Origin of the sequence: Anaerocolumna xylanovorans DSM 12503, assembly GCF_900143645.1 — a bacterium.
Taxonomy (GTDB): Bacteria; Bacillota; Clostridia; order Lachnospirales; family Lachnospiraceae; genus Anaerocolumna; species Anaerocolumna xylanovorans.
Genome location: NZ_FRFD01000009.1, coordinates 174160 through 186399, shown reverse-complemented (window position 1 = coordinate 186399; position 12240 = coordinate 174160). Strand labels below are relative to the sequence as shown.

Genomic DNA, 12240 nt, shown 5'->3' with positions numbered 1-12240 from the left:
TAGTGCGTTAGGAGGTGTCTTAATGGAAGTATTAAAAATAATCATCACAGTTATATTTGTTATTGCATGCATTGCATTATCTGTATGTGTATTAGCACAAGAAGGCAAATCTGCCGGTCTTTCCGGTTCCATCAGCGGCTTAGCAGATACTTATTGGGGTAAGAATAGAAGCAGATCCAAGGAAGGTGGCTTATTAAAAGCAACCATCGCTCTTAGTACTGTATTTTTTATTTTATCCATAGTGTTAAACATAATATAAGTAGACTTAAAAGTATGATAATGGAAGCATCCCTGGATCCGAGGCGGATTTATGGGGTGCTTTTATTTATGGAAAATCTTCCGAATTTTCTATAAATAAAAAACCTCCGCTAAGGATGGCATAAAGTTCTGTAAGATACAGTGTTAAATACAGGAGAATTATGGTATACTATTGATAATAATACAACAGTATGGAGTTAAAGTCTGAATAAGCAGAAAGAGGATATATGGATAAAATATTATTAGAAGAAAGAAAAAAAATTCTGCTTGAATTTATAAGCAGTACAGAATATAAACCAATGAAATTAAAGGAAATGGCCGGTATTCTGCAAGTGCCAAGAAATGAAAAGAATGATTTCAGAGAAATCGTGGAAGCATTAGTGGAAGACGGCAAAATTGAGGCAGATAATTCAGGAAAATACAGGGTTTCTGATAATAATACGAAAACAGGTATTTTTACAGGCACCCAAAGAGGATTTGGCTTTGTTGTCATTGAAGGGGAAGAGGAAGATATCTTTATACCGGAGAATGGAACAAAGGGTGCCCTTCATAATGATAAGGTGCTCGTAAGCATTAAGGGTCAGCAAACAGGTAAGCGAAAAGAAGGAGAGGTCCTTCGTATTTTAGAGCGCGGCAATACTACTGTAGTCGGTACCTTTGAAAAAAGTAAGAATTACGGTTTTGTCATACCGGATAATACGAAATTCGGAAAGGATATCTTTATACAAAAGGAGCATACCAAGGGTGCGGTTAATGGACACAAAGTAGTCGTAAAGTTAACCAAGTTCGGTGATAAGCAAAAGAGCCCTGAAGGAAAGGTTATTGAAATTCTGGGTCACATCAATGATCCCGGTGTTGACATTAAGTCGGTTATCGCAGCTTATAATCTGCCCCTTGAATTTCCGGAGGAAGTGTTAGGGCAGGTTGAAAAGACAGAAGAAGAAATAGAGAAAGAGGAGCTTAAGGGAAGAAAAGATATAAGAAGTCTTCCTACTGTAACCATAGACGGAGAAGATGCCAAAGACCTGGATGATGCCATTACCCTTTCCAAAGAAGGCGGTATTTATCATCTTGGTGTTCATATTGCGGATGTTTCCCATTATGTGAGAGAGAATACACCTCTTGATAAGGAAGCCTTAAGCAGGGGAACCAGTGTGTATCTGGTTGACAGGGTAATCCCCATGCTGCCTCATAAGCTGTCCAATGGGATATGTTCCCTGAATGCAGGAAGCGACAGACTGGCCCTAAGCTGTATCATGGATATTGATGAAAAAGGAAATGTTATTGGACATGAGATTGCAGAAACCGTTATCTGCGTAAACAGGCGGATGACCTACACCAGTGTAAAGAAAATTTTGGAAGATAAGGATGAAGAAGAGATAAGGGAATATGAGGAATTGGTTCCTATGTTTCTTTTAATGGAGGAGCTTGCTGAAATTCTAAGAGAGAAAAGGAGAAAACGGGGTTCCATTGACTTTGATTTCCCGGAGAGCAAAGTGGTATTAAATAAAGAAGGGCATCCCATTGAGATCAAGCCCTATGACAGGAATAAGGCCACCAAGATAATCGAAGACTTTATGCTGATTGCAAACGAAACAGTAGCAGAGGATTATTTCTGGCAGGAGATACCTTTTGTATACCGTGTCCATGAGAATCCGGATTCCGACAGAATCAAGGAACTTGGTATCTTTATTAACAACTTTGGTTACAGCATACGTATCACTCAGGAGGATATTCACCCGAAAGAATTGCAAAAGCTTCTGCGAAAGATAGAGGGTACACAGGAGGAAGCATTAATCAGCAGACTCACACTCCGTTCCATGAAGCGGGCCAGGTATTCTGCTGAGAGTGACGGGCATTTTGGCCTGGCAGCGAAGTATTACTGCCACTTTACCTCACCTATCAGAAGATATCCGGATTTACAGATTCACCGCATTATAAAAGAAAATTTAAAAGGAAACCTAAGTGATAAGCGGTACAGCCATTACGACAAGATACTTCCGGATGTAGCCAGACAGGCAAGCATTACTGAGAGAAGAGCAGACGATGCCGAAAGAGATGTCTTAAAGCTTAAGAAGGTTGAATATATGAGTGATCATATCGGAGAAGAATTCGACGGTGTGATTTCCGGAATAACAAATTGGGGCATGTACGTGGAGCTTCCCAATACGGTGGAGGGACTTGTCCGGGTAACGGATATGGAGGATGATTTCTATGTCTATGATGAAGAGAAATACTCCATGACGGGAGAGCATACCAGAAAGAGCTATAAACTTGGCCAGAAGGTAAGGGTTGAAGTCGCAGATACGGATAAATGGCAGAAGGTCATTGATTTTCGGCTGGTAGAAGAATAATGTAAGTTAATAAATCGGGAGATAGAGTATATGGCAAAAGACAGTATCAAAATGATTGCAAATAATAAAAAAGCCAGATTTGACTTCTTTATTGAAGATACCTTTGAGGCGGGAATCGTGCTGCACGGTACCGAGGTAAAGTCCTTAAGGATGGGTAAGTGCAGTGTAAAGGAATCTTTTATCCGCATAGAGAAGGGAGAGGTTTACATCTATGGCATGCACATCAGCCCTTATGAAAAGGGAAATATATTTAACAAAGACCCTCTTCGGATTAAGAAACTGCTGCTTCATAATTATGAAATTAATAAGATTATGGGAAAAGTGGCGCAAAAGGGCTATACCGTTGTGCCGCTGACCGTTTATTTAAAAGGCAGCCTTGTGAAGGTTGAAATCGGTTTGGCCAGGGGAAAGAAACTCTATGATAAGAGGGATGACATAGCCAAGAAGGACCAGAGAAGAGAAGCAGAGAAAGACTTTAAGGTTAAGAATCTGTATTAATTATAAAAGGGCAACCCGTACGTGATAAACCAGACAGAAAAAGCAGTCAGGCTTATCACCTAAAAGTACAGGTTGCTCTTTTCTATTAGAAGGATTAACGGCACCAGTGCAAAGAGGATATTACAATAGAAGGTCCGGCATTGAGAAAGAATATTTTAGGAGTGTTGTTAATAAATCTGTCAACGGCACAGCCCCTTTTTCTGACTGCCAGCTCTGTGCTGGCACATTGGCCAAAATCACAGTAGCAGGCACATATACAGTCCAGAAAAGGATTCATTTCGTTTCCGTAGCAAACCTTTTTGCATTCACCAATATGCAGGCAGAATTCTTCTCTGCGAAAAATGCATCCTACATTATCTCTTTCTCTGACAGTTAATGTCACATTCAGTTCGGCACAGGTATCATTTATGAATTCTTTGATGCCCTCCATAGCCACCTCCATACATATTGTCAAAACAATCGACACATTTATATAGTATTATATGTCGGTTATTTTTCTTTTGTGATGAAAGCGGGCTAAGGATAAAATTTTTTCACCATACCATTCCATAAGATGTCAGCTATCATTAGAACAAAATATTCAATGTTATTATACTGGTATATATCATCTGCATATTGCATATTCTTTCTTTTTGTTGCTTCTTCCAAGGTCATGGATAAGAGATAGGAAAATAAATTCTCCAATTGCTGCTGTTCCCAATAGGGATTCATAAGGGCCAGCTGTGAGGAAAGAGCCTTTGTGTTGGCATTCCAAACTGTCATTGTACGGTTAAAAGTTGCAGTATCGCCGGCAATTACAGCTTCTACCAAATCAATACTAAGTTTTATGTGTGTTCTGAATATATTTTCAAAGACATCTGTCATTTCTTTGTCATAATATATCTGAAATAGCCCGGACAAATCAATAGGTATCTCCAATATCCGGTTTAGAATGACCTCCTGATCCCCCAGGTTTGATACTCTGCTGACAATCAGAAATCTCATCCACATGGAATAATCAGAAAAGTATTGCCGCAATACATTTCTTAAATCTTCTTTTGAATAATATCCGGTATGTTTATTATTATCCAAAGTGATACCTCATTGGAAACTGTCTTTTATAGTTTATGTTATGAAAGAAGGACTGCTTTCATGTGAAAAATATCTTTCTGGCAAAGAGAGGGCAATTTTTAGAGTTTGCTGCATATAATGGTCTAATGTCAGAAAAGATGAAATGAGGAAAAGGAGTTATTATGAAATATCAGGAATATGAAAATATATTAAAAGAAGCATTGTTAGAATATCTGCAAAGTGGAGGCTCTTTGGTTGATGCGGCATTGAAGGACATACCTAAGGAATACATATACGAATTTGATAAAAAATACCCGGAGGATACGAAAAAACAGTTAATTGACAAGGCTCACCGGGCAATGAGAATGAAGAAAGATCTTCCGGAGGGGATCAGACTGGTGAAAGTTATCCTAAAAAAATAAAAATCTATAATCAGTTTCTAAAAGCATTTGTGAGGATTGAAAATCCTGCCAGGGAGGGTGAAATTAAAATCAGAAAGAAAAAAAGAAGTTCCATAAAAGGAGGAAAGGCTGCTGTAAACTTATTATGCGGATAAGTTTACAGCGGCCCTTTTTATGAAAAAAATTATTTAACCAAGAATTCTCTTGTGTTTACAATAATTATTATACCGTTCATATATGTATATACTTTGAATAAAGTATAAATAATTCTTTAAAAATTTACTTGCCATATATGGATAAAACGTCTTATAATGTAAATAAATAACTTGGATAAAAATGTATTATTTTTATTGAAATAGATAGTTTGAAAAAGGTGATGCATTATTCAAACTTTTATTTGGGCAATATCGCAAGTAACTTGTGAAATTCATGAGGTATATTATGTCAAATCAAAATGAACTGAATAGAATTACTGATATTCTGCTAAGTAAAGAGAGTGATTTTGGGGAACTGAAACGTGGAGCAGAAGAAATGTATCATTTCTTCTCAAAAATTGCCATGGTAACAGAAAATGCAGCCAGTAAAGAGACGATTTATCTGCCAAAAGGCAAAGCTATTGCAACGTATTGGGCTGGCGTATGTGTTAATGAATTTATGAGGACGTGTACTTATTTGCGTGGGATCTATCAGGCAATATTAGATTGCCGGAAGCATTTTTCCGGAACAGTTCATATTTTTTATGCAGGATGCGGACCCTTTGGAACATTGTTGGTACCTTTTACAACTTTTTTTAACAGTGATGAGATAAAAATTACCTTTGCGGACATTAATTCACATAGCCTGGAATGTCTTCAAAGAGTAATTCATGAGCTTGGAATAGAAGAATATGTGGCAGGAATTATTCAGGATGATCTGACCGAATATAAAAATAAGCAGGATATACCAATACATATGATGGTAACAGAGACGATGAACAGTGCACTTCAAAAGGAACCTCAAGTTGCTATTACAGGCAGGCTTTCACCCTTGATAGGAGAGGGCGGAATACTGATTCCTGAAAAAGTAACCATATCAGCTGCATTAATTGATAGGGCGAAGGAACGGGAATATATCCTGGGCAATGCTATGGGAGAAAGTTTTATACACTCCCTTGGAACAGTATTTACACTGGATAAAGAAACCGGAAATATTTTTGAGGAGAAAGTAATTGATGTGCCGGAACAGCTTGAAGGCGGCTATAATGTGCTGTGTCTGATGACGGATATTCAGGTATATAAGGAGGCATGCCTTACCTACAACCAGTGTTCCCTAACCCTTCCGGTAAGAGTATTATCTATTGACTGGAATAATAACGAAATAATGGGGATAGGGTTTCGATATCAAATCAGCGAAAATCCTGGATTTGTGCATCGTTGTATAAAAAAGAAAATTAATGCAGAAAGGATTTTCATAGAAGAAGTTAAAACAGCCCATAAGGAGATTCTCTTTCATATTTTCAAAGATATTCATCCGGAGCTTGCAGTGTTTGAAAGTATACCGGGAGGACAAACAGATATGCTGTTAAAGCACCAGTTTGAGCAGGAGCAGGCGCATCTTGGCCGGGAATATCAGAATCTTGAACGGAGTATCATTATACTTGATGGAATTCCGATTGGTTATGTATATGTTGACATGGGTGCAGAAATCAGGCTGGTTGAGATTGGATTATTGGAAGGCTGCAGAAGAAAAGGAATTGGAAGCCATGTTGTAGGGGATATTCTTAAAAAAGCGAAGTTTCAAGGAAAGAAAGTATCCTTGCAAGTATTCTGGTTTAATAATGCAGCATATGAATTCTATAAAAACATGGGTTTTTGTATGGTTCATAATAACGGACCTGCCTGTGAGATGCTCTGCCAACCCATCTAAAGGCAGCATAGTTGTACCACTCTATCTTGATATCATACTGCTAACAGCAGTTTATGGTAAATAGCAATATACAAAGGAGGATATGTATGGATTTCTATTTGGGGATGATTATCCCATGGGCAATTAACTTTGAACCGGAGGGATTTATGCTCTGCGACGGAAGAACTCTTCCCATTGCACAGTATCAGGCATTATATGCCTTAATTGGAAATTACTACGGCGGGGATGGAAGAACAAACTTTGCGCTGCCGAATTTAAGAGGAAGATTCCCTCTTGGTTGCAGCCAAACCCTTCCGGTGGGAACTTCAGGCAATGCTACAAGTGATGGGAGAGGAACGGCTTCTGTCACTGCCAACGTTGCTTTGACAGCGGCTAATATACCGGGACATACACACACCTTTACCGGTACTCCGGTAACGGCAGACTTTATCAATGGTTCAGCCACCGTGACAACCTCAATTCCTGCCACCACGGACACCGCAACCGGAACAGCGACCAATACCCCTGCTGAGAATGCAATCTTTGGAGTGGCAAAGTCCGCACAGGCTCCCTTTGCAGCAAGCAATATTTACCGCACGGGTGGGGCAAAGAATGTTGATATGGCTGCTTCTAGCTCTGTTGCATCAGTATCCGGCAGCGTTACGGTAACGGCAGCCGGTAATGTTTCCTCACCGGCTGGAAATCCCGTACCGGTGGCAGTAAATGGTTTGGCAAGTATTACCTATCCTTTTCTGGCAATAAATTATTATATTTGTGTACAGGGATTATTTCCTTCCAGGCAGTAACAAAAGTATCAGCAGCAGAGCCGGATATAAACTTAAGGCTCTGCTGCATCATATCGAATACTCTGCTTTATTTCTGCATAAATCATAAAGTGTAGCAATGAATTGCATTTATTATAGAGTTTAAATTATAGAAGGAGGAAAATGGATGAAGATATTGCAAAGGTACAGGGCGTGTCTTAAGATATTTTTGACAGTGGTGTTTGTCGTTGTTTGTGTACTGGTTGGTGATAGTAGCAGGGTGTTTGCAGAGATTCCTTCAGATTATCAATCGAGATGGAGGTTTGAGAACAACACAGCTGATGAAAAGAATAGCGCACCTCTGGATTATTGCTATCAGTATGATAGTGTTAGCATGGCAAATAATCCGGTAGGAAATGCCATGTTTTCCAATAATGCAAAAGAAGGTCTCGGAAGTCTTTCCTTTTATGATTTTAATTATTATATAAGTAACGCCATAACATCAGGGGAAAATTATGCTCTGTCCATGATGATTTATATTGATCCAAGCTATGAAAATGAAACAATGCAGAGTATTGCCATGCTTAATAATGGTGCTAATCTGATATATAATCCGGATGGCAGTAAAAGACTGGACTTAAATATTTATATGGCAGACAGCAGCTATCATGATGTATGGTCCAATAGTATATCTCCGGGGAAGTGGTATCATGTTGTTATTGTAAGAGACGGTAGTTTATTTAAACTATATCTTAATGGTATAGAGAGTCAGGAAACTGTTTTGGGAAGCTTACCGATAGATTTTGGTATTACGCTTGGCGGTACGGGTGACAGCCGGTTTTACGGCTATATGGACGATATGATACTTTATAATTCGCAATTAAATCAAACCCTGATTTCCGGCATGAGTAGTACTTATTTTAAAATACCTTCTGATATAACACTTAGTAATGCTTCCGTTGCGGAGAACTCCACAGCGGTAGGAAGCTTAAGCAGTACAGATGAGGACAGCACAGCTTTTTCCTATTCTCTGGTGGATTCAGTAAACTATCCGGATAACAATTACTTTACGATATCAGGCAGTAATCTGGCGTTTATCACAGCTCCTGATTATGAAACAAAATCAAGTTATACAATATGCATCCGGACACAGGATGAGACTGGCCTAACCTATACGAAGGAATTCACTGTATCGGTAACGGATGTCAATGAGGCACCGACTAGTCTGAGCCTTAGTAATAACAGCATTGCAGAGAACAGTCCTTTGGGGACGGTAATCGGTACCCTTACAGGAACGGATCCGGAAGGAGATATCTTAACTTATTCACTTCCGGCAGGATTAGATGATAATGCATCCTTTACGGTTGCAGGAAATGAATTAAGGCTTAATGTTGTTCCGAATTATGAGGTTAAAAGCAGTTATTCAATTACAGTAAGGGTTTCAGATGGAACGAACAATTACGATAAGAACTTTACGGTTAATATAACGAATGTGAACGAGGCACCGATGGATATATTCCTTTCGGCTGCCAATGTAAATGAACATACGGCGGCAGGAATAACCGTTGGGAATCTGACGGGAGCTGATCCTGACAGTGCAGACAGCTTTACATATGCTCTTGTAAGCGGCAGCGGAGATACTGACAACAGCAGCTTTGCGATTATCGGGAATACATTGAAGTTTACAGAAGTCGCTGATTATGAGGTTAAAAACAACTACAGTATCCGGGTAAAGGTTACTGACAGTGGTTCTTTAACCTTTGAAAAGGTATTCACCATATCGGTAACAGACGGCAATGACCCGCCTTCGGATATTACATTGACCGGCGGTTCGGTTGACGAGAATGTCATCAATGGGACAGCAGGTACTTTGGAGGCAGTTGATCCGAACACAGGTGATACCTTTACTTATGTTTTGACTGCGGGCAGCGGAGACACTGATAATGCAAGCTTTATTATTACAGGCAACACGCTGAAATTAATAGCAGCACCGGATTATGAAGTAAAGAACAGCTGCAATGTACGAATCCGGATGACGGATAATGGTGGCCTTTTCTGTGAGAAAGCCTTTATCATTGCTATAGCAGATGTGAATGAAGCACCGACGGATATTACCCTATCCAATTCTTCGATAGCAGAAAATCTGGCAGCGGGGACAGTGATAGGAACTCTTTTGGGAACAGACCCTGATTCAGGGGAGTCTCTGACCTATTCGCTTCCAGGTGGTTTGGATGATAACAGCAGTTTTGTGATAACGGGAAATCTGCTGAAGTTGAATATTGCAGCAGATTATGAAACAAAGAGCAGCTATAGTGTTACCGTAAGGGTTACTGACAGTGCATCCCATACCTGCGATAAAACATTTACAATTACTATTATAAATGGAAACGATGCACCTTCTGATATTGCACTTTCCGGTAACAGCGTAATAGAGAATTGTGCGGTTGGTACTGTGGTCGGGACACTTAGCTCAACAGATCAGGATACGGCAGATACTTATTCCTATACCTTAGCGGCAGGCACAGGGGATGCGGATAATGCGGTTTTTAGCATTAGCGGAAATGTTTTAAAGGTAGCAGGAACTATTGATTATGAATTAAAACCGAGTTACAGCATCCGTATCAGAACGATGGATAATGGCGGTTTATATTATGAAAAGGTATTTACAATCAGTGTAACGGATAGTGATGACCCTCCAACGGATATTATGCTGTCTGCTGCTTCGGTACCTGAAAATTCTGCAGCCGGTATACCGGTGGGGACATTAAGCAGTGCGGATACTCCTGGAGATTCTTTTACATATACACTTGTAAATGGTGCAGGAGATACGGATAATGCACTTTTCTACATATCAGGTGATAAGCTTATGCTTAATTTTTCACCGGATTATGAGGTGAAGAACAGCTACAGTATTCGTGTTCGCACCACCGATTCTGGCAGCTTAAGTTATGAGAAAGCATTTACAATAAACATATCGGATGTGAAAGAAGCTCCAACGGATATTACATTATCTGCCAACCTAATATCAGAAAATGCACTGGTGGCGGCAACGATTGGAATATTTAACTGTACCGATCCGGATCATGGAGAAGCCTATACTTATTCATTGGTGCCAGGTACAGGAGATACCGATAATGGAAGTTTTCGTATTGAAGCTAATGAATTGAAGCTTGCAGCAGCACTGGATTATGAAACCAAGAACAGCTGCAATATTCGTGTGAGTGTCAGTGATGGCAGCTATACCTTTGAGAAGCAGTTTAATATTCTGATACTGGATGGAAATGACGCACCGACTAATATTTTGCTTTCCGCTGACAGTGTTGCAGAAAATACTTCTGCCGGAACTATAATTGCAGCTTTAAATGCAGCTGATTCAAACACAGGTGATACCTTTACATATTCTTTGGTAAATGGAGCCGGAGCCGGTGATAATGCCAGTTTTACAATTGACGGAAACAGTTTGAAATTAGCAGTTTCACCGGATTACGAAACAAAATCCAGCTATGCAATAAGAATCCGGGTTACTGATAACGGCGGCTTATTCTATGAAAAAGCCTTTACAATAGCCGTTACAGATGTAAATGAAGCACCTGCGGACATTGCTTTATCGGAAAATTCCATTGAGGAGAACAGTGCAGCCGGTACGGTAATCGGGAGGTTTTCTGCAGTCGATGGGGATGCTGCAAGTACTTTTACCTATACGCTGGTAAGCGGAAATGGAGATACTGATAATGCCAGCTTTACGATAGAAGGAAATGAACTAAAGGCAGCAATTGTTCCTGATTATGAAAAAAAGAACAGTTATACGGTGCGTATCAGAGTGACCGATGCCGGCCATTTGTATTTTGAGAAGGCATTTACAATTACGGTTAGAGATGTATCAGAAAATACCGGTGGGGTGTCTGCGCCCTCTGTATCTGATTCTGGCAATACCAAAGAATCAAAATCAACAGAGAAATTCACTCTGGATGTAACCAATGGCAAGAATGATAAAAGCATTGCAAAGGTCGGGATTGAAAGAACGACAGAGGCTGATGGAACCATAAAAGATAATGTTGTTTATGATGAAGCAGGCACAAAGGAAACGATTAAGCGCCTTCAGGAAGAAAAAGGAGATACAGCAAGAATTGCAATACCGGATATCGGCGGTAAAGCGGCAGAGGTTAAGGTTACAATACCGAAAAAATCCCTGAAGCTATTATCAGATGGAAAAATCAATTTAAAGATCAATACAAAAGATGTAAAAATCAGTGTTCCGAATGCTTCTTTGAAGAAGGCGGACAATAAATTGGATAAAGACTTATATTTCCAGGTCATTCCGGTGAAGGAACAAAAACAGCGCGAAGAGATTCTTGGCAGGGCAAAGGATAACAGTCTGGTAATAAAAATGATGCAGGGAAATAATTTTACTCTTGTCGGAAAGCCGATGATAGTAGAGACCGATATGCCCTCTGCGGCAGTTGAATTAGTATTACCCCTTGAAGGAATTACAATTCCAACCAATCCAGCAGAAAGAAAGGCCTTCTTAGACAGACTGGCGATTTTCATTGAACATAGCGATGGGAATAAAGAGATAATAAAAGGTGAGGTAGTGGAATATGTAAAGGGTGTTTACGGACTTAAATTCCGTGTTCAAAATTTCAGCACCTTTACCGTTCTCCTTAATCAAACCATTAAGAAATCAGCACAATGCAGTATGCAAAAGCTAAACGGAACAAAGGTCAAAGGAAGTAAAGTAATAATTACGGTGCCAAATACCAGGACATCTTTAACGTTAGATACTGCTGTCAGTAAAAATGCTTCTTGGAGAGTGTATTCCGATTCTGCCTGCAAAAAAGTTATCAAAAAGGAAAAGATAACATTAAAAACCGGAAAAAATAATGTTTATATTAAAGTAGTAGCAGAGGATGGTAAGCATTATAAGATATACGCTGTAACCATCATCCGCAGCAGTAAGACCGCAGTCAAGTAAAAATTTTTATTTCATATTGCATATAACAGTTAAGCAGAAGGAAGTCAGAAAAATACAAT

The 12240-nt window shown here is 39.5% G+C and carries 9 protein-coding genes; 7 read left to right on the top strand and 2 right to left on the bottom strand.

Translation table 11 applies throughout. The annotated features are described in order from the left end of the window. Positions 1-22: 22 nt before the first annotated feature. From secG to smpB, 3 genes are all read left to right on the top strand, one after another. Positions 23-259 carry a preprotein translocase subunit SecG gene (gene secG, locus BUF11_RS15810; protein WP_073589822.1) on the top strand — a complete coding sequence of 79 codons (237 nt, stop codon included), beginning with the start codon at positions 23-25 and terminating at the stop codon, positions 257-259. Between the two features lie 226 nt (positions 260-485). After that, on the top strand, positions 486-2612 hold the full coding sequence (gene rnr, locus BUF11_RS15805; RefSeq protein ID WP_073589821.1) for a ribonuclease R: 2127 nt from the start codon (positions 486-488) through the stop codon (positions 2610-2612). A gap of 30 nt (positions 2613-2642) precedes the next feature. Then, on the top strand, positions 2643-3110 hold the full coding sequence (gene smpB / locus BUF11_RS15800; protein ID WP_073589820.1) for an SsrA-binding protein SmpB: 468 nt from the start codon (positions 2643-2645) through the stop codon (positions 3108-3110). Positions 3111-3204: 94 nt separating this feature from the next. On the opposite strand, the gene BUF11_RS15795 is transcribed toward smpB, so the two are convergent. Together BUF11_RS15795 and BUF11_RS15790 are read right to left on the bottom strand one after the other, a co-directional pair. Then, positions 3205-3540 (bottom strand): hypothetical protein, encoded by a 336-nt coding sequence (locus tag BUF11_RS15795; RefSeq protein WP_073589819.1) that lies wholly within the window; start codon positions 3538-3540, stop codon positions 3205-3207. A gap of 86 nt (positions 3541-3626) precedes the next feature. Further along, positions 3627-4181 (bottom strand): hypothetical protein, encoded by a 555-nt coding sequence (locus tag BUF11_RS15790; protein WP_073589818.1) that lies wholly within the window; start codon positions 4179-4181, stop codon positions 3627-3629. 161 nt (positions 4182-4342) lie between these two features. Here BUF11_RS15790 and BUF11_RS15785 point away from each other — a divergent pair, with 161 nt between their 5' ends. From BUF11_RS15785 to BUF11_RS15770, 4 genes are all read left to right on the top strand, one after another. Continuing rightward, the gene (locus BUF11_RS15785; protein ID WP_073589817.1) at positions 4343-4582 is read left to right on the top strand and encodes a hypothetical protein; all 240 of its coding nucleotides are present in this window, start codon (positions 4343-4345) and stop codon (positions 4580-4582) included. Positions 4583-5002: 420 nt separating this feature from the next. Continuing rightward, complete coding sequence (locus tag BUF11_RS15780; RefSeq protein ID WP_073589816.1) at positions 5003-6466, top strand: GNAT family N-acetyltransferase; 1464 nt, start codon at positions 5003-5005, stop codon at positions 6464-6466. An 86-nt stretch (positions 6467-6552) separates the two neighbouring features. Next, positions 6553-7251, top strand: coding sequence for a phage tail protein (locus BUF11_RS15775; RefSeq protein ID WP_073589815.1), 699 nt, complete (start codon positions 6553-6555; stop codon positions 7249-7251). 145 nt (positions 7252-7396) lie between these two features. After that, on the top strand, positions 7397-12181 hold the full coding sequence (locus BUF11_RS15770) for a LamG-like jellyroll fold domain-containing protein (protein ID WP_073589814.1): 4785 nt from the start codon (positions 7397-7399) through the stop codon (positions 12179-12181). Positions 12182-12240 lie beyond the last annotated feature (59 nt).